The 17,146-nt window shown below is 59.7% G+C and carries 19 protein-coding genes and 1 pseudogene; 8 read left to right on the plus strand and 12 right to left on the minus strand.

Annotation, left to right across the window (positions count from 1 at the left end; all coding sequences use genetic code 11):
- Positions 1 to 42: 42 nt before the first annotated feature.
- Entirely contained in the window at positions 43 to 819 is a 777-nt protein-coding gene (locus FHX08_RS23040) for a class I SAM-dependent methyltransferase (RefSeq protein WP_132655584.1), read from the minus strand.
- A gap of 53 nt (positions 820 to 872) precedes the next feature.
- Between FHX08_RS23040 and gloB the strand changes: the two genes are divergently transcribed.
- Positions 873 to 1,643, plus strand: coding sequence for a hydroxyacylglutathione hydrolase (gene gloB, locus FHX08_RS23045; protein WP_132655586.1), 771 nt, complete (start codon positions 873 to 875; stop codon positions 1,641 to 1,643).
- 18 nt (positions 1,644 to 1,661) lie between these two features.
- A complete protein-coding gene (locus FHX08_RS23050; RefSeq protein WP_132656279.1) occupies positions 1,662 to 2,084 on the plus strand; it encodes a cupin domain-containing protein in 423 nt (140 codons plus the stop codon).
- Here FHX08_RS23050 and FHX08_RS23055 read toward each other — a convergent pair.
- Together FHX08_RS23055 and FHX08_RS23060 are read right to left on the minus strand one after the other, a co-directional pair.
- Positions 2,081 to 2,972: pseudogene (locus FHX08_RS23055) on the minus strand (DMT family transporter). The gene FHX08_RS23050 and the pseudogene FHX08_RS23055 sit on opposite strands and share 4 nt — an antisense overlap.
- A gap of 32 nt (positions 2,973 to 3,004) precedes the next feature.
- Entirely contained in the window at positions 3,005 to 3,787 is a 783-nt protein-coding gene (locus tag FHX08_RS23060; protein ID WP_132655588.1) for a DUF3108 domain-containing protein, read from the minus strand.
- Positions 3,788 to 4,029: 242 nt separating this feature from the next.
- Here FHX08_RS23060 and rpmB point away from each other — a divergent pair, with 242 nt between their 5' ends.
- Positions 4,030 to 4,332 (plus strand): 50S ribosomal protein L28, encoded by a 303-nt coding sequence (rpmB, locus tag FHX08_RS23065; protein WP_112545549.1) that lies wholly within the window; start codon positions 4,030 to 4,032, stop codon positions 4,330 to 4,332.
- 125 nt (positions 4,333 to 4,457) lie between these two features.
- Positions 4,458 to 5,093: a VUT family protein gene (locus tag FHX08_RS23070; RefSeq protein ID WP_132655590.1), complete on the plus strand. Its 636-nt coding sequence runs from the start codon at positions 4,458 to 4,460 to the stop codon at positions 5,091 to 5,093.
- 182 nt (positions 5,094 to 5,275) lie between these two features.
- Here FHX08_RS23070 and FHX08_RS23075 read toward each other — a convergent pair whose 3' ends face one another.
- The 5 genes from FHX08_RS23075 to FHX08_RS23095 form a co-directional block, all read right to left on the minus strand.
- Positions 5,276 to 5,839, minus strand: a complete 564-nt coding sequence (locus FHX08_RS23075; RefSeq protein ID WP_184327741.1) for an AAA family ATPase — start codon at positions 5,837 to 5,839, stop codon at positions 5,276 to 5,278.
- A gap of 75 nt (positions 5,840 to 5,914) precedes the next feature.
- A complete protein-coding gene (locus FHX08_RS23080) occupies positions 5,915 to 6,913 on the minus strand; it encodes an esterase-like activity of phytase family protein (protein WP_132655594.1) in 999 nt (332 codons plus the stop codon).
- 24 nt (positions 6,914 to 6,937) lie between these two features.
- On the minus strand, positions 6,938 to 8,839 hold the full coding sequence (gene cobT, locus FHX08_RS23085; protein ID WP_132655596.1) for a cobaltochelatase subunit CobT: 1,902 nt from the start codon (positions 8,837 to 8,839) through the stop codon (positions 6,938 to 6,940).
- Between the two features lie 12 nt (positions 8,840 to 8,851).
- Complete coding sequence (gene cobS, locus FHX08_RS23090) at positions 8,852 to 9,844, minus strand: cobaltochelatase subunit CobS (RefSeq protein ID WP_112571788.1); 993 nt, start codon at positions 9,842 to 9,844, stop codon at positions 8,852 to 8,854.
- 312 nt (positions 9,845 to 10,156) lie between these two features.
- A complete protein-coding gene (locus FHX08_RS23095) occupies positions 10,157 to 10,777 on the minus strand; it encodes a J domain-containing protein (RefSeq protein WP_132655598.1) in 621 nt (206 codons plus the stop codon).
- Between the two features lie 105 nt (positions 10,778 to 10,882).
- Here FHX08_RS23095 and FHX08_RS23100 point away from each other — a divergent pair, with 105 nt between their 5' ends.
- The gene (locus FHX08_RS23100; protein ID WP_132656281.1) at positions 10,883 to 11,164 is read left to right on the plus strand and encodes a BolA family transcriptional regulator; all 282 of its coding nucleotides are present in this window, start codon (positions 10,883 to 10,885) and stop codon (positions 11,162 to 11,164) included.
- A 3-nt stretch (positions 11,165 to 11,167) separates the two neighbouring features.
- On the opposite strand, the gene FHX08_RS23105 is transcribed toward FHX08_RS23100, so the two are convergent.
- The 4 genes from FHX08_RS23105 to FHX08_RS23120 all read right to left on the minus strand — a co-directional run bounded on the left by FHX08_RS23105 (position 11,168) and on the right by FHX08_RS23120 (position 14,736).
- The gene (locus FHX08_RS23105; protein WP_132655600.1) at positions 11,168 to 11,647 is read right to left on the minus strand and encodes a DUF2938 domain-containing protein; all 480 of its coding nucleotides are present in this window, start codon (positions 11,645 to 11,647) and stop codon (positions 11,168 to 11,170) included.
- Positions 11,648 to 11,708: 61 nt separating this feature from the next.
- A complete protein-coding gene (locus tag FHX08_RS23110) occupies positions 11,709 to 13,019 on the minus strand; it encodes an HlyC/CorC family transporter (RefSeq protein WP_184327656.1) in 1,311 nt (436 codons plus the stop codon).
- Positions 13,019 to 14,149 carry a 3-dehydroquinate synthase gene (gene aroB / locus FHX08_RS23115; protein WP_132655604.1) on the minus strand — a complete coding sequence of 377 codons (1,131 nt, stop codon included), beginning with the start codon at positions 14,147 to 14,149 and terminating at the stop codon, positions 13,019 to 13,021. The genes FHX08_RS23110 and aroB overlap by 1 nt, the downstream gene beginning before the upstream one ends.
- Complete coding sequence (locus FHX08_RS23120) at positions 14,146 to 14,736, minus strand: shikimate kinase (RefSeq protein WP_132655606.1); 591 nt, start codon at positions 14,734 to 14,736, stop codon at positions 14,146 to 14,148. The genes aroB and FHX08_RS23120 overlap by 4 nt, the downstream gene beginning before the upstream one ends.
- 148 nt (positions 14,737 to 14,884) lie before the next feature.
- Here FHX08_RS23120 and FHX08_RS23125 point away from each other — a divergent pair, with 148 nt between their 5' ends.
- The 3 genes from FHX08_RS23125 to FHX08_RS23135 all read left to right on the plus strand — a co-directional run bounded on the left by FHX08_RS23125 (position 14,885) and on the right by FHX08_RS23135 (position 17,034).
- Positions 14,885 to 15,061, plus strand: coding sequence for a hypothetical protein (locus FHX08_RS23125; RefSeq protein ID WP_165911935.1), 177 nt, complete (start codon positions 14,885 to 14,887; stop codon positions 15,059 to 15,061).
- Between the two features lie 4 nt (positions 15,062 to 15,065).
- Positions 15,066 to 16,019 carry a site-specific tyrosine recombinase XerD gene (gene xerD / locus FHX08_RS23130; RefSeq protein ID WP_132655608.1) on the plus strand — a complete coding sequence of 318 codons (954 nt, stop codon included), beginning with the start codon at positions 15,066 to 15,068 and terminating at the stop codon, positions 16,017 to 16,019.
- A 61-nt stretch (positions 16,020 to 16,080) separates the two neighbouring features.
- Positions 16,081 to 17,034 (plus strand): acetyl-CoA carboxylase carboxyltransferase subunit alpha, encoded by a 954-nt coding sequence (locus tag FHX08_RS23135; protein ID WP_132655610.1) that lies wholly within the window; start codon positions 16,081 to 16,083, stop codon positions 17,032 to 17,034.
- Positions 17,035 to 17,146: the final 112 nt, after the last annotated feature.

Raw genomic sequence — 17,146 nt, forward strand, 5'->3', positions numbered from 1 at the left:
GCATTTTCTGGTCAGGTTACAGCATTCTAACCAGGAAATGCTCTAGAGACTGCGTGTTGTCGGCACCCCGTGCGGTGCAAGCACAGGCACGAAGACGCGGCGGGAGGCGCGGGCGGCTACCGGCAGGCCCTGGTAGAGCCGCTTCTGTGCCTCGACGATGATGACGCCGGAAAAAGCCGGCCACAGGGTTCGGCCAATCCGCTCGAAGCCGCTGCGCAAGCGCAGCACAGCTCGCAGCTTCGATGGCGGGAAGAACAACGCTTCGGCTGTGGCGCCCGGCGTAAAGTTGGTCTCACGCAAGAGATGGGTGAGCTGGCCGCGAGAATACGGTCGGCCGGAGCCAAAGGGCGTATGCTCCATGCGCGCCCAGACACCGCGCCGGTTCGGCACGACGATAACGAGCCGTCCGCCCGGAGCCAGCACCCGCCAGAGTTCCTTCAGCGTCTCGCGCGGACTTTCGGCAAATTCCAGGGAATGCACCATCAGCACGCGGTCGATCGAGGAATCCGGCAGCGGCAATTCTTCGTCGAAGATGAGTGCCGTGGAAGAGAGCGAGCCAACAGGCCAGTTCACAGCCCCCTGCCCCGCCGGCATGAAGGCGAAAGTGCGTTCCGTATCGGCCTGGAAACGGTCGAGAAACGGCACGGCATAACCGATGCCGACAAGTCGCTCCTGGGGCAGCCGGACCCAGAGCGACGATAGCGCCATGGCGATCGAATGCTCGGCCATGCGCCCAAGCTCGGAATGATAGAATTGACGAAGATCGACGATATCGGCGTGCATTATCTCAAATGTTATCAATGACCGGTTGGACTTCAAGGCCGGAACCTCTACATTCCCGGTCAGTTCGAGGATAAGGGATTATTTGAGCAATGAAACCTTTGGAGTTAGAAGTTTTTCTCTGCCGCAGCGACAATTTCGGCGTTCTGGTCCATGATCCGGAGACAGGTCAGACTGCCTCGATCGACGCCCCCGATGCGGCCGCCGTCGAAGCTGCTGCCGTACGTCGCGGCTGGAACATCACCCATATCTTCACGACCCACCACCACATCGACCACGTGGAAGGCAATCTCGCCTTGAAGGAACAATACGGCCTCGAGATCATCGGCCCAGTCAACGAGGCGGTTGTCATCCCCGGCCTCGACAAGACGATGGGGGACGGCGACAGCTTCCTCTTCGGCGACCATACGGTCAACGTCATCGAAACGCCCGGCCATACGGCAGGCCATATCTGCTACCATTTCGTCGACGACAAATTACTCTTTGCTGCCGACACGCTCTTCGCACTCGGCTGCGGGCGCCTGTTCGAACGTCCGGCCGCAGACATGTGGCATTCGCTGCAGAAGCTTGCCGTCCTGCCGGACGAAACCGCGGTCTATTTCGGCCACGAATATACGCTCTCCAATGCCCGCTTCGCGGTCACCATCGATCCTGACAACCAGCGTCTCAAAGACCGCACGGCGGAAATCGAGGCGCTGTGCGCCGAAGGCAAATTCACCATTCCGACCACGCTGGCGCTCGAAAAGGAAACCAATCCCTTCCTGCGCGCGGCCGATCCCGCCATCCGCCGCAACCTGCTGATGGAAGGCAAGACGAACGAAGAGGTTTTCGCCGAGATCCGCAAGCGCAAGGACAATTTCTAAAGCATGGCCGCCAGCAACCTGTCTCCCGAGGAGATCATCCGCGAACTTGGCATGCAGCCGCATCCGGAGGGCGGCTGGTATATCCAGACCTTCCGCGACGAGAATGGCGGCGAGCGCGGCCATTCGACGGCGATCTATTACTTGCTAACCAAGGGGCAGCGCTCGCACTGGCACCGTGTCCACGACGCGGCGGAAGTCTGGCACTACTATGCCGGCGCGCCGCTCGCACTGCACTGCTCCGAAGACGGCAGCCATAGCGAAACGCTGACACTTGGCACGAACATTGCCGGCGGCGAGCGACCGCAGGCGATCATTCCAGCCAACTGGTGGCAATCGGCCGAAACGCTGGGTGACTACACCCTGGTCGGCTGCACAGTGGCGCCAGGCTTCGAATTCTCGAAATTCGAAATGGCGCCGCCGGGTTGGGAACCGGGCGCTTAAATCTGCTCCGCCACCGGCTGCATTTGCGGCTTGCGGCGGAACATTTCCTGCGCGGCCAGCACCGCGCCGCCGGTAATCAGCAGGCAGGCAAGCGCAATGCGCCAGCTCGGCTCGGCAATTCCGAAGACAGTCAGGATCAGCGTTGATAGCAGCGGCGCGGCATAGCTTGCTGAGCCGAGAATCTGGATATCGCCGTTCTTGACCCCATAATCCCAGGCATAGAAGGCCGCACCGACCGGCAACAGACCGAGGCCAACCACCGCAATCCATTCGAAACCTGTTTCCGGCCAGACCGTCGTCTCAAGCCCCAGATGGCAAAACAGCGAAAGCACTGACGTTGCGAGGCAAAAGCCGGTGACGACGTCGGTCGACACGGCATCGAAACGCCGCGTCAGCAGCGAATAGCCGGACCATGTGAAGGCGCAGAGAAAGGCCGCGCCATAACCGATCGCATAGGCGCCATCGAAATCGATGCCGTTGCGCCCAACGATCAGGAGGTGCCGCAAAGCCCAGCCAAAGCGCCGACGACGTGATACCAGCGCAGCCTCTCGCCCGGCAGCAGTGCCGAACCGACGACGATCAGCAGTGGCCAGAGATAGGCGATAAGCCCCGCTTCAACCGCTGGCGCGTTTCTGAGTGCCGTGAAATAGAGGAAATGATAGCCAAACAGGCCCGCAATGCCTGTGATCCAGACCTTCGCCGGCTGCTTCAGCAGCGCGATCCGTGATGGGTTTAAGACGAGCACGAGAATGCCGGGAACGCTGCCGATGGCAAAGCAGATGGCCGAAGTTGGAACGGCGGCACCTTGCCCGACGCGGCAGTAAAAAGCGCCAGAAACGACCACATGAGAATGGCCGTAAAACCGATCAACGTTGCTCGAAGCCTCACCCGTCCCCCTCGCGGAGACTGCAAAGGCTCCGTCAGCTATTCACGCTGCTATATTTCACAGCTGTGATCGTCACAGTTCCGTATTCCGTGGGAATGCGGACATAGACTGGTGCATATACATTTGCCGCCTCAGCTTTGGCAAACCAGATTTCCATACGATTGCTCTTGCTGAGGTAGACGAGATCCTTGCGGCCTTTCTTATAGCCGGAGCGCGGAATGAAGCGCACGCCGCAGACAGTCGCCTTGCCCTTGAAGCCATCGGTCGAGAAATCTTCGTCGCCCTTCGGCGAAAGCACGAGATCCATCCGCGTCTCGCCATCAAAGATCGGCAGCTTCTGCGAGCAGACATCGGTATCGCCGGTGAAGATGAGGCCCGAGATCGGATCAAGCACGGAGCGCATATCGCTCTGTGTTACCGGGATCCATTCCTTCGGCCGGCGTGGCTCAGGTGTCGTGGTGGCCGAAACGATATTGCCGTTGCGGTAACTGACTTCGTACGTCCGCGCCTTCTTGCCGGTCTTGTAATAGAGAACGTATTTCGCCGCTTGCAGTCGGTCGTTGCGCACAACACCAGTGACGCTGGTCTTGGCCAGGATGTCGGTCACGAGATCGGCAAGACCGGCCGACTTGATATCACCGTTGATATTGTAGCTGTGATCGTCTTCGATCTTTGTCAGGAAGGCCGCCCGCGCAATCGTCAAGCCAGCCAGAGCCACTTTGTATTCCGTACGGTGCTGAATTTCGTTTGCACCAGCCGGCAAGGCCAGGAGCGCCGCAAATGTCGAGACTAGTATCCGTCTACCAAAATGAGCCATAGTGAGAGCCTTGTCTTGCCGGGGCCGCTTGCGCCCTTGCACTGCGGTCTATACTCCTGCCGCATCACGAAGAAAACAGCAGCTTTTTGACAGAATTGCGGGAAAGGCCAAGGTTTGGCTTGACGGGCGCGGCCTGTCTGACTATAGAACCGCAACTTTCCAATCATGGCCTGATGGATTGCGCAGCTGGTTGTTGCCGGATTGTCATCCAATGGCCCGAGAAAAACAAGAATAGGTGTTCCATGTCCCGCATGTGCGAATTGACCGGCAAGGCAGTCCTGACTGGTAACAATGTCAGCCATGCCAACAACAAGACCAAGCGCCGGTTCCTCCCGAACCTGTGCCAGGTTACGCTGATCTCCGACGCGCTCGGTCAGCGTTACCGTCTTCGCGTTTCGGCTGCTGCTCTTCGTTCCGTCGAGCACCGTGGCGGCCTCGATGCCTTCCTGCTGAAGGCTAGCGAAAACGAACTTTCGATGCGCGCTCGTCTGCTGCGCCGTCAGATTGTCAAGAAGACCGCTGAAGCCGCTGCTGTAGCAGCCTAAGCTTCGACGACGTCTTTCGAAAGCTTCAAAAGGCTTGCACGGATAACATCCGGACAGGCCTTTTGCTTTGCCAGCCTTTAGGCCTAAATTTTACTCCAACTGGTGGCATCACCCAGGATAAAAAAATGCTGAAGACCCGCTATACGTTGGCCTATGTCGCCCTGATGACGCTCGTCGTCGTCGCCTCCAATTTCCTCGTCCAGTTTCCGCTGAACGCTACGATTGCCGGCATCAATCTCGCCGACATTCTGACCTGGGGCGCCTTCTCTTATCCGATCGCCTTCTTGATCACAGATCTGACGAACCGCCAGTTCGGCCCGCAGGCTGCCCGCAAGGTGGTTTTTGCCGGTTTTGTCGTCGGTGTGGCGCTGTCCTTCTTCTCCTCGGTGCCGCGCATCGCGATCGCTTCCGGCTCTGCCTATCTCGGCGGCCAGCTTCTCGATATCGCCGTCTTCAATCGCCTCCGCCGCCAGACGTGGTGGCGCGCGCCGCTCATCGGCTCGCTGATCGGCTCGGCACTGGATACGGTAATGTTCTTCTCGCTGTCATTCGCAGCCTTATTCGTCTTCCTCGGCCCGAATGAGCCCTTCGCACTGGAAATCGCACCGATCCTTGGAGTTCTCTCGACAGAAGCTCCGCGCTGGATCTCCTGGGCACTTGGCGACTTCGTGGTGAAGATGCTGGTCGGCCTTATTATGCTGCTGCCCTATGGCGCGCTCATGAACGTTCTGCGCCCCATGCAGCCGGTTGCGGCACGGTAAAGTCGCCCAGCGACCCTTGAACGGACCGAAATCGCCAAGTCCCCGGATCTTACGCCGTTGGCGGGCATCATTTTTGGCCGAGCGATCCAGGAAAACGCTCTGGCCATGAATGCTGGTGAACTGACTGCAGACCTTTCTGCAGTCAGTTCATGCAGGTTTATCGGCGATCGCAACCGGAGGAATCACAACCTGCGCGCCCGCCCTGCAATGACGGCCGGGTGGCGAAGCACTTCCGCAACAAGTTCTCCAACAGGCCGCGAGGAATCGAGCCGCAGGATCGGTTTCGCCACTACCTTCAGCCACTCCTTATGCGCAATAAGGCTGCGGCGCTCCGGTCCCGCCGTATCGTAGCTCTCCGCCCATTCCATAAATTCGCGGCTTTTGACCTCCATGTCGCCGCCGGGTCCGATCCGTTCGCCGTAGCGCTCCTCCTCACGCCTGCGGATACGTTCCATACGTGCGATGGGATCGATTGTCAGGAAGACGACCAGATCGTAAAGCGGCTCGAATTCCGTGCCCCAGCTCAGCGCCGAGCCTGACAGCACCCAGTCGGCGTCAGGCTGCGCCTCTTGCCGGAGCATCGCGACGCGAGCCCCGGCCTCGCGCTTCGTCGTGAAGGGTGGATCGGTCGGCATCCAGAAGAAATGGTCGGTGTCGAAATGACGGATACCGAGCGTTTCGGCCACCGCCAGGCCAAGCGTGGACGTGCCGGAGCCCGAGGCTCCTGTGATATGGATGTGCATGATACGCTCTCTGAAAGGGTGACATCCGCGAAGGGACGGACGGATAGCGCAGAGTTATGACAGTCGTTCGACGGCCGCTCAATCGACCAGCCGGAATTCCAGCATCAGATTGCGCTGAAGGATGGAGTGATTGTCGTCGGACACCAGAATGATATGCGTCGTACCATCCGCAGCCTGGAAGGCATCGAGTCCTTCCATATTGTCGATATTGTAATTGAAGTTACCCTCGACCAGCAGGTCGCCGCTTACGACGGCACCGGGCTTGATGTCCCGACCCTTGATACGACGAATGCGCATGCCGATGCCTTCGGACATATTGAAGCGCCGCTCCAGCAGCAGAAGGTCGCCGCCGGGCACGAAAGCACCATCGGTCACATCGAAACTGCCATCCCTTGCTACGGCGAATTGACCTTTCAACGGCCCGGCAAGAATGGCCGCAAGGCGGTTGCCGTCTTCATTGAGGCTGCGTTCAGTCACTATCACGGGGGCGCCTTTGAGCGGGCTGGATCGGGGCGCGACGACCATGGTTTCGATACCGCGATTGGCCCTCATCTCATCTTGGGGAATAAGTATGTCGATTGTCGCAACCGAGGGCGAAACGAGAAAGCCAGGGTCCGGATAGACGTCGACACGATGGTCCTGCTCGAAGGAAACAAGAATCCGGTCGCCATCCAGGGCGAGGCCTTCGGCGTCCATCTGCCCCTTGCCCTCATGGAGCCGGCCGACGCGATCCCGCATAGGCGTGATCTCGACTCCCGAAAGGCCCAACAATCTGCCCTTGGCATCGCGCTCGATGCTGCCGGTCAGCCAGTGCCCGGTATCGAGCACACCGATAAAACTCTTGCCGTCAGGGCGCATGCGAATGGAAGAGAGCGAGCCGAAGAGCGAATTGCTCGACACCATCTCCAGGCCGCCGACAAACTCCAGCGGGCCGAACCTGGTCTCATTGCGACCAATATGGAAATCCGAAATCTGGCGGCTGATGATCTTCGCAGCCTCGCCTGCAGAAGCGTTCGACATTCCCGTCGCGAGGCTAAGCACAACCAAAGCCGCGCGAGACAGGTTTTCGAATGCCATACGGATCGTTTCTCCGAGGTTGTATCAGCCGGCGCGGCGCAGACGGCTACCGCGCGGCTGAGCGGCATGGTCTTCGAACAGTTCGGCTAGCTGTTCGGTCATCGCACCCGCAAGTTCGTCAGCATCGACGATCGTCACGGCACGGCGATAGTAACGCGTCACGTCATGCCCGATACCGATTGCCAGAAGCTCAACCGGGGACCGTGTCTCGATCTGTTCGATCACAGCACGCAGATGCCGCTCCAGATAATTGCCCGGATTGACCGACAGCGTGGAATCGTCGACCGGCGCACCATCCGAGATCATCATCAGGATGCGGCGCTGTTCGCGCCGTGCCAGCAGACGGTTATGCGCCCAGATCAGCGCCTCGCCGTCGATATTTTCCTTGAGCAGGCCTTCGCGCATCATCAGGCCGAGATTGGTGCGTGCCCGACGCCACGGCGCATCGGCCGACTTGTAGATGATGTGGCGCAGGTCGTTGAGGCGACCGGGCGTCTGCGGTTTGCCGTTCGCAAGCCAGTTCTCACGCGCCTGACCACCCTTCCAGGCCTTGGTCGTGAAGCCGAGGATCTCGACCTTGACGCCGCAACGCTCTAGCGTGCGCGCCAGAATATCCGCGCAGGTGGCGGCAACCGTGATCGGGCGGCCACGCATGGAGCCGGAATTGTCGATCAGCAGCGTCACGACCGTATCGCGGAACTGCGTATCGCGTTCCATCTTGAAAGAGAGCGGCTGTGTCGGATCGATGATGATGCGCTGCAGACGCGCCGTATCGAGGTAGCCTTCCTCGAGATCGAAATCCCAGGAGCGGTTCTGTTGCGCCATCAGTTTGCGCTGCAGACGATTGGCAAGACGGCCGACCGCACCCTGAAGATGCGCCAGCTGCTTGTCGAGGAAGGCGCGTAGGCGCTCCAGCTCGGCGGCATCGCACAGCTCTTCGGCCGTGATGATCTCGTCGAATTCCTCCGTATAGACGTGGTAATCGACTTTTTCATTGAAATCGGCAAAGGGTGTATTAGGACGGCGGGTTTCGCCCGGCGTCTCGGAATCGTCATCACCCTCTTCCATCATGTCGTCGTCGGAGATTTCGGCGCCTTCCGTCTCGCCGTCCTCCAGCTGCTCGTCGGCAACTTCGCTGTCCTCGACAGGGGCGGCATCACTGCCGGCATCCTCGTCGACCTCGTCCTCGTTCTGCTCGTCGCCTGTCGGCTGATCGTCCTCATTGGACTGATCGTCAGCATCCGGATCGCTGTCATCGTCGCCATATTCTTCAGCCATTTCCATGGCCGAGAGCATATTGCGGATGACTTTCGAGAAGGCCTGCTGGTCGTTGATGACGCCGGAGAGATTGTCGAGCTCGCTGCCCGCCTTTTCCTCGATGAAGGAACGCCAGAGATCGAGAACCTTTCCAGCCGAAGCCGGTGGCCTCTGGCCGGTGAGCTTCTCGCGCACCATCATGGCGACAGCTTCGCCGATCGGCGCGTCTTCCTGCCGTTCGATACCGGTGAAATTCGCCTTGGCGTATTTCTCCTCGGTCATCGAGCGCAGGTTGGCGGCCATGCCTTCCATGCGGAGCGAACCGATCGATTCTACGCGCGCCTGCTCGACGGCATCGAAGATCGCGCGGGCATCGGAGCCCTGCGGCGCCATGCTGGAATGGACCCTCTCGTCGTGACAGGCGATACGCAGAGCCATGGAATCGCCAAGACCACGCGTCACCGCGAGCTCATGCGCCGTCGGCCGCTTGGAAAGCTCCGGCAGGCGGATACGCTCGCCCGTCATGCCGGGACGCTCATTGGCGAAGGCCACTTCGACCTGGTCATCGCCCGCGATGGCGCGCACGCAGCCAGTTATGGCCCGCCGCAACGGCTCGACATCGACAGGCGCGCCGGGCTTTGCTTTCGAATTGTCACCACGAGATGCCATGATCGACTGGCCTTAAGCCCCCAGAACGATGTTGGCAGCACTTTCCTTCAGTTCCACGCCAAAGGCGCGCTGATAGTGCTCGGCCACCAGCGGACGCTCCAGCTCGTCACACTTGTTCAGGAAGGTGACACGGAAGGCGAAGGCGATATCGCCGAAGATTTCGGCATTCTCGGCCCAGGTGATGACGGTACGCGGGCTCATGACGGTCGAGAGATCGCCGTTCATGAACGAAGCGCGCGTCAGATCGGCAACACGAACCATCTTGGAAACCGTCTCGCGGCCTTCCTTATCCTTGCCGAAGCTCTTCACCTTGGCGGCAATGATATTCACTTCGTGATCATGCGGCAGATAGTTCAGCGTCGAGACGATCGACCACCGGTCCATCTGCGCCTGGTTGATCTGCTGCGTGCCGTGATAGAGGCCGGTCGTGTCGCCGAGACCGATTGTATTGGCGGTCGCAAACAGACGGAAAGCCGGGTGAGGACGGATAACGCGGCTCTGGTCGAGCAGTGTCAGACGGCCCGACGATTCGAGCACGCGCTGAATGACGAACATGACATCCGGGCGGCCGGCATCATATTCGTCGAAGACGAGCGCGACATTATGCTGGTAGGCCCAGGGCAGGATGCCATCCTTGAATTCGGTGACCTGCAGCCCGTCCTTCACGACGATCGCATCCTTACCGACGAGATCGATACGGCTGACATGGCTGTCGAGGTTGATACGCACGCAAGGCCAGTTGAGGCGGGCGGCGACCTGCTCGATATGCGAAGACTTACCCGTACCGTGGTAGCCGGAAATCATCACGCGTCGGTTGTGGGCAAAGCCCGCAAGGATCGCGAGCGTCGTCTCGCGGTCAAAGAGATAGTCGGGATCGAGATCCGGAACATAGGCATCGCCCTTGCTATAAGCGGGAACGCGAATGTCGGAATCGATGCCGAAAACCTCCCGGACCGAAACGGTGGTGTCGGGCAGTTCGGAAATATCAAGGTCAATCTTGCTCATCATGTCTCCAAGGCGGGTGACGGCCACCCGGCCACACTATCTCAGCCATTAAGCAACCATGGTGCCGCAGTCTCTTCTTCCGCGTTCGTCCAGGGTCGGAACGTCGGCGATACTTCTCCGGGACTGAAACGAAACCTCGGCGGGATAATGACCGCTGACGAGCATTCTTGAAAGAGTCCCGGACAAGAAACGCCACGTCCGGAAGGTTGGCCGGGGCGGTGTCAGGAAAACACGAAAAACCATGCCGCGGTTGCCTGCGGCCTCAGCCGATTTGGACCATACCCGATTGAAGCTCAAGAGCAAGGACGGGAACTAACAAAAACCGTTCTGCTTCAATAATTGGTACGCCTGGATGACGGCGCGGAACCGCTCTTCCGAGCCGCGGTCGCCGCCATTCGCATCAGGATGATGTTTCTTGACCAATTCCTTGTACTTGCTCTTGATCTCTGCGGAAGTGGCGTTCGCGGCAAGTCCCATCGTATCGAAAGCCTTGGCTTCCAGCGATTTCAGCTTGCGGGCCTGCGGAAAGCGTGGGCCGCTGCCTTTGCCGCCATTCTCCTTCACGAAGCCGAAGGGATCGCGCACGCGCGTATAAGCACCCGAGCGGACTTCCGAATGCAACGGGCTGTTCTTGGCATCCTTGTTGACGCCGACCGTCCAGGTAGGGCGATGACCGGTGATCGCCTCCTTTTGATAACGCGCGATCTCGCCGTCCGATAGGCCGGAGAAATAGTTGTATCCCTTGTTGTAGTCCTTGACGTGTTCGAAACAGAACAAAAAGAACTGGCCTTCCGCATTGCGTCCCACGGGAGCGCGATGCGTGCCTTTTTTGTCGCAGCCGTCCCACTGGCAGGTTGGAGGTGCCTGCTCGGCCTCCTGCTCCCGCTTGCGGCGTGTTCGGATGCGATCGAAATATTTGGAATCAAGTCTCATGACGGCGCTAATTATGGGGCTGCTGATTGATGACAACAAGAATTGACAAACGGGAATGTTGCTGGCTTGGTGGGAACCTTTTTCTTGAACTCGAAAGACCCGGCGATGACACTCCAGACCAGCATCGAAGAGAAGCTCAAGGCGGCATTTGCGCCCGAGCGTCTCGCCGTCATTAACGAAAGCCATCTGCATGCCGGCCACCAGCCAGGCATGACGGGCATGGGCGAGACGCATATGCGCATTCGCATCGTCTCGGAAAAGTTCGCCGGCATGTCTCGCCTGCAACGGCATCGGGCGATCACCGACCTGCTGAAGCCCGAACTGGACGCCGGGCTTCACGCACTGGCCGTAGAGCCGGCAGCACCGGGCGAACCGACGCGTTGGTAGACCTTACCGAATGATCAGGGCCGTTGCGTAGAGCCCGAAGCCGAAAACGGTGTGAGCAAGCAGGTTCAGCACGCGGGCCTTCGTGGGGTTAGACGTCTTCGAGGCCGCCCAGCCGAGGCCGAGGCCCGGCTGCATCAGAAACCACCCGGCGCCGACGGTAACGATCCCGAGAATCCAGGCCGGCAGAAAGGTCGGCGCGGCAAACCAGGCAGGACCTACGAAAATTGCCAGCAGGATGCCGTAGAGAATTCCGACTGCGTAGTGACCGATCCAGCCGAGCGCCAATTCATTGGCATAGGGTTTGGCGTCGCCGATATTGTCGTGAAAGACCTTGCCCTTACCGAGATGCCAGAACCAGCGACCGGCCGGCGCCCAGTTCGGCCATGGCGTCACGCCGATCATTGCGAGCACGATCGCCCAGATATCCATGAGGATAGTTGCCCCGATGCCGATGGCGACGGAGCGCCAGAGAATGTCGAACATGTCAGATCCTGTGGAGTGAACCGGCATCGGGATTCCGAGCCGCCGGCAATGGAAATCCTGATCAGGCGGGTTTCGTCTCGTCTTCTTCGGCGGGACGGATGCGCAGTTTCGTGATGCGGTTCTTCTCCCGCTTCATGACGACGAAGCGCTTGCCGTAGAAGGTGAAGGCCTGCCGCTCTTCGGGAATGGTCATTGATTCATGGATGACGAGACCGGCAATTGTCGTCGCTTCCTCGTCCGGCAGGTTCCAGTCCAGCGCACGATTGAGATCGCGGATCGGCACCCCACCATCGACAACGATGGAACCGTCCGCCTCCTGTCGTACTCCCTGCATGTCGATATCATGCTCGTCCGAGATATCGCCGACGATTTCTTCCAGAATATCCTCAAGCGTCACAATGCCCTGAACCTCGCCATACTCGTCGACGACGACGGCAAAATGCTGCTTGCGGCGCAGGAAAGCATTGAGCTGGTCTTCGAGATTGGTGCTATCAGGCACGAACCAGGGCTTCTGGGCGATCTTTACGATATCGAGCTGCTGCGGCTCCATATTCGGCTCGGCAAGCGCTCGCAGCAGATCCTTGGCGTGCACGACGCCGATGATATTGTCGATCGTGCCGCGCCACAGCGGCATGCGCGTATAGGGGCTTTCCAGAATCGCCCGAACGACGGATTCCGGCGGATCGTCCGCATTGATCGCCCGCATCGCGGTACGGTGGACCATAATGTCGGAAAGCTCGAGTTCGCCGAGGTCAAGCACGCCACCAAGGCGGTCGCGGTCGGCCTTCACGACAGAGCCTTCGCGGTGAAGCAGATTGACGGCGCCGCGCAGCTCTTCGTGCGCCGACAGCATCGAGACTTCGCGTGACAGGTTGATGCCGAAGAGGCCTAGAATCCGTCGAACGATCGCGTTGACGAAAGACGATATCGGGCCGACGACGGCGACGAAAAGCCGGGTCGGAATTGCGACATTGAGCGCAAAACGCTCCGGTGTCGAAATCGCCCAGCTCTTCGGAAGGACTTCCGCAAAAATGACCAGGATGATGGTCATCGCAAGCGTCGCAAGCGCCACGCCGGAATTGCCGAAGATCCCAAGGAACACGCTCGTCGCCAGTGATGAGGAGAGAATATTGGCGAGGTTGTTGCCGATCAGCAGCGCCCCGATCAGCCGGTCACGACGCTCGATGAGTGTTCTGACAAGGCCGGCGCGCTCATCGCCATTGGCCTCCAGCGTGTGAATCCGGCTTCGCGAAACAGCGGTCAACGCCGTCTCGGATCCCGAAAAGAAGGCAGACATCAACACCAGGGCCACGATCGAAACGATCTCCGGCCAGTAGACCGACAAAAACGCCAGGGTGCCCTCGACTGACATCAGGGATGTTTTTCCTTAAGAAAGCTGATCACTTCGGAAGCCGGTACGTCATCGGCGACGAAGGACTGACCGATACCACGCGTCAAAATGAAGGTGAGCCTGCCGCCCTTAACCTTCTTATCCTGGGCAATCGCATCCATCAGCACTTCGGCGGGCGGGAGGGTGCCGGGAATTTCCGACATGCGGGTTGGCAGACCGACCGCCTTCAGATGCGCTTCGACGCGGCGCGCGTCATCGGGGCTCGCAAGGTTTACGCGTGCTGAAAATTCATGCGCGAGCACCATGCCGATAGAAACGCCCTCGCCGTGAACAAGCCGGCTGCTGTCATAGCCGGTGGCAGCCTCCAGCGCATGCCCAAAGGTGTGGCCGAGATTGAGCAGCGCCCGCTGGCCGTTTTCGCGCTCGTCAGCAACGACGACATCCGCCTTCGCCTGGCAGCTCACCGCAATGGCCTCGATACGGGCCGAGCCCCCGGCAAAGACCGCCTGCCAGTTACTCTCCAGCCAAGCAAAGAAATCCGGCTTGTCAATCAGACCATATTTGGCAACCTCGGCATAACCGGCGCGGAATTCACGCTCGCTTAGCGAATTCAACGCATCCGTATCGGCAAGCACGAGATCCGGCTGATGGAAAACACCGACAAGGTTCTTGCCGTGACGGCTGTTGATGCCGGTCTTGCCGCCGACAGACGAATCCACCTGGGCGAGCAGCGAGGTCGGCACCTGCACGAAACGCACGCCACGCCGCACGATGCCGGCTGCGAAGCCCGAAAGGTCACCGATAACGCCGCCGCCAAGAGCAATGACATAGTCATTGCGTTCGACGCGGGCTTCCAGAACCTTGTCGCAGACATTGATCAGATGTTCGAAGCTCTTAGTCTTCTCGCCGGCCGGTAGCACGACCGCTGCCGAGGCGATGCCGGCGGCATCGAGACTTGCCTTCAAAGCGTCGAGATAACGCGGCGCGACATTCTCGTCGGTGATGACAGCTGCCTTGCGGCCGTTCAGGCGCGAGCCGATTTCGCCGCCGGCGCTGGCGATCAGCCCTTGCCCGATCAGAATGTCATAGGCACGCTGGCCAAGCGGTACATGTACCTTGCGGATGGCGGAAGCTGATGTGATCGCATTCATGATACTGCACTTTCCTTCTGGGCCGCGACGACGGCCTGCAGCACTTCATCGGCCATGATTTCCTTGCGCACATCGCGCGAAAGGACCGTGAGATCGGCCTCGGCATAAACGGGGTAGCGGGCATTCATCAGGTTTTCGAGCGTCTGCTTCGGGTTCTCGGTCTTCAACAGCGGACGCGTGTCGCGCTTGTTGACCCGATCCCAGAGCACGTCGAGATCGGCCTTCAGCCAGATCGAAAGACCGCCCTTCTTGATATGCCTGCGGGTGCGGTCATTGATGAAGGCGCCGCCGCCGGTGGAGACGACCCGCGGACCGCCCTTCAGGAGCCGCTTCATCACCCGCGCTTCGAGTGCCCGGAATTCTTCTTCCCCATAGGCCGCGAAAAGCTCCGTGATCGTCATGCGGGAAACGCGCTCGATCTCAACATCGCTATCGACGAAAGGAATGCCGAGCTGATGAGCGACGAGGCGGCCGACCGAGGATTTTCCCGCCCCCATAAGACCAACCAGAATGAGATTGCGTGAACCGAGCGCGGCGCGAGCTCTGTCTCTCAGGCTGTCTGCAACGGAAACTGGGGGTTCACTCATCGGTCCATTCACACTTTGTTTGCAAACGGTATCGACAAATGCGGGTGTAGCGTCAAGTCGCGGGCAAGGGAATCGTGGCACCAATGCCGCTTCTTGCACTTGCAAACATGCTTCTTATAACAGAAGCAGAGTTCTAAGGAGTAGTCGGATGCCGACCCTGATCCGTTTCCTGTCCGTCCTGGCGGTCATCGCCGGACTGATCTATGGAGCGATGTGGGCCCTTGTTAGCTTCGTCGAGCCGCAGGAACGCGACGTGACTATCCGCATTCCTTCCGAGCGGGTAAACCCGCCTTCGACCGGCACGATCAACACCACGAAGAAGTGACGCAATGACGGATCTCGGCCGTGTCCATGTAGAGTCATTTCTCGAAATGATGAGCGCCGAGCGCGGCGCCGCAGTCAACACATTGCAATCCTACGAGCGCGATCTGGGCGATCTGCGTTCATTTCTGCATGGCCGGAGCGTCCGTCTGACCGAGGCGGCATCGGCTGATCTCGGCGCCTATCTTGTCTCGCTCTCCGTGCAGGGCTTCAAGCCCTCCTCGCAAGCGCGCCGGCTTGCCGCCATGCGCCAGTTCTACAAATTCCTCTATGCCGAAGGGCTGCGCACCGACGATCCGACCGGCGTTCTCGATGCGCCCAAGAAGGGCCGCGCTCTTCCGAAGACAATGGGCGTCGAGGAAGTAACGAAGCTGCTCACTCAGGCGGAAACAGAAGCCGCAGACCCTGCGCCCGGCCAGCTTCATCGCCTGCGCATGCTGGCACTGCTGGAATTGCTCTATGCCACCGGCATGCGCGTGAGCGAGCTCGTCTCGCTTCCGGCCCGCGTGCTCGATCAGGAGGGCCGCTTCCTCATGATCCGTGGCAAAGGCAACAAGGAACGCTTGGTACCGCTCTCGCAATCGGCAATCGCCGCATTGAAATCCTATGGCCGCATGCTGGCCACGGAAAACGCGGCGTCAAAAGAGCCCGAAGACAGCCCGTGGCTCTTTCCGGCCGCCTCGAAAGAAGGTTACCTGCCCCGTCAGGTCTTTGCCCGCGATCTCAAGAATCTCGCAATCCGCGCCGGCCTGACGCCTTCAATGATTTCGCCGCATGTGATGCGGCATGCCTTCGCCAGCCACCTTCTGGCCAATGGCGCGGACCTGCGCGTGGTGCAGGAACTCCTCGGCCATTCAGACATTTCGACCACACAAATCTATACACATGTTCTGGAAGAACGGCTCCAGCAGCTCGTCCACACGCACCACCCCCTTGCAAAACAGGCGAAAAAGCACGAATAGGACCGGCGACAAGGGCTGAACCAGGAAACTGTCCCGCGCACAAGGAACGGAAACGCACCTCATGCACAATTATCTCGACTTCGAAAAGCCGATCTCGGACCTCGAAGGTAAGATCATCGAGCTTAAGAAGCTGGCGACGGAAGATGAAAGCATCGACACCTCCGACGAGATTGGCAGGCTCGAAGTCCGCGTCCGCGAGGCGATCGTCGAGATCTATTCGAAGCTCAACGCCTGGCAGAAGACGCAGGTCGCGCGGCATCCGCAGCGTCCGCATTTCGTCGATTACGCCAAGACGCTCTTCCAGGAATTCACGCCGCTCGCCGGCGACCGCAAGTTTTCCGAGGATGCCGCCATCCAGGCCGGTCTTGCCCGCTTCCGCGGCCAGCCGGTTGCCGTTATCGGCCAGGAAAAGGGCAACGACACCAAGAGCCGCCTGAAGCACAATTTCGGCAGCGCCCGTCCGGAAGGTTACCGCAAGGCGATCCGTATCCTCGAAATGGCGGATCGGTTCCAGCTTCCGGTCATCACCCTCGTCGATACCGCAGGTGCCTATCCGGGCGTCGGCGCCGAGGAGCGCGGTCAGGCCGAAGCCATCGCCCGATCGACGGAGATGTGCCTTGGCGTCAAGGTGCCGCTGATCTCGATCGTCATCGGCGAAGGTGGCTCGGGCGGCGCGATCGCGATTGCCACCGGCAACCGCGTCTACATGCTCGAACATTCGATCTATAGCGTCATCTCGCCGGAAGGTGCCGCATCGATCCTATGGCGCGATTCCACCCGCGCCAAGGAAGCCGCGACTAACATGAAAATCACCGCCGAAGACCTGAAAGGGCTCGGCGTCATCGACGGCATCATCCCCGAACCGCTCGGCGGTGCGCATCGCGATCCCGACAGCGTCATCGCCGCAACCGGGGACGTCATCGCCAATGCGCTTGCCGAAATGGCCTCGCGCTCTGGCGAGCAGCTGCGCAACGATCGTCGCCAGAAATTCCTGGCCATGGGCCGAAATCTGTAAAATCCACAGGTCGGCTCGGCAGATTGAGGCCAAATCTTGGCCACAATATTGTTATCTGTAACATTGCGCTTGCAGGACACGTCCGCGCAAGTCATAGGCTGGTAAGGATTTA

The organism is Rhizobium sp. BK529 (assembly GCF_014194105.1).
In the GTDB taxonomy this organism is placed as follows: domain Bacteria; phylum Pseudomonadota; class Alphaproteobacteria; order Rhizobiales; family Rhizobiaceae; genus Rhizobium.

Coding starts and splice junctions, on each gene's coding strand:
- gloB (WP_132655586.1), top strand. CDS start 873: ATGAAACCTTTGGAGTTAGAAGTTTTTCTCTGCCGCAGCGACAATTTC.
- FHX08_RS23060 (WP_132655588.1), bottom strand. CDS start 3,787: ATGGCTCATTTTGGTAGACGGATACTAGTCTCGACATTTGCGGCGCTC.
- rpmB (WP_112545549.1), top strand. CDS start 4,030: ATGTCCCGCATGTGCGAATTGACCGGCAAGGCAGTCCTGACTGGTAAC.
- FHX08_RS23070 (WP_132655590.1), top strand. CDS start 4,458: ATGCTGAAGACCCGCTATACGTTGGCCTATGTCGCCCTGATGACGCTC.
- FHX08_RS23080 (WP_132655594.1), bottom strand. CDS start 6,913: ATGGCATTCGAAAACCTGTCTCGCGCGGCTTTGGTTGTGCTTAGCCTC.
- cobT (WP_132655596.1), bottom strand. CDS start 8,839: ATGGCATCTCGTGGTGACAATTCGAAAGCAAAGCCCGGCGCGCCTGTC.
- cobS (WP_112571788.1), bottom strand. CDS start 9,844: ATGAGCAAGATTGACCTTGATATTTCCGAACTGCCCGACACCACCGTT.
- FHX08_RS23095 (WP_132655598.1), bottom strand. CDS start 10,777: ATGAGACTTGATTCCAAATATTTCGATCGCATCCGAACACGCCGCAAG.
- FHX08_RS23100 (WP_132656281.1), top strand. CDS start 10,883: ATGACACTCCAGACCAGCATCGAAGAGAAGCTCAAGGCGGCATTTGCG.
- FHX08_RS23105 (WP_132655600.1), bottom strand. CDS start 11,647: ATGTTCGACATTCTCTGGCGCTCCGTCGCCATCGGCATCGGGGCAACT.
- FHX08_RS23110 (WP_184327656.1), bottom strand. CDS start 13,019: ATGTCAGTCGAGGGCACCCTGGCGTTTTTGTCGGTCTACTGGCCGGAG.
- aroB (WP_132655604.1), bottom strand. CDS start 14,149: ATGAATGCGATCACATCAGCTTCCGCCATCCGCAAGGTACATGTACCG.
- FHX08_RS23120 (WP_132655606.1), bottom strand. CDS start 14,736: ATGAGTGAACCCCCAGTTTCCGTTGCAGACAGCCTGAGAGACAGAGCT.
- FHX08_RS23125 (WP_165911935.1), top strand. CDS start 14,885: ATGCCGACCCTGATCCGTTTCCTGTCCGTCCTGGCGGTCATCGCCGGA.
- xerD (WP_132655608.1), top strand. CDS start 15,066: ATGACGGATCTCGGCCGTGTCCATGTAGAGTCATTTCTCGAAATGATG.
- FHX08_RS23135 (WP_132655610.1), top strand. CDS start 16,081: ATGCACAATTATCTCGACTTCGAAAAGCCGATCTCGGACCTCGAAGGT.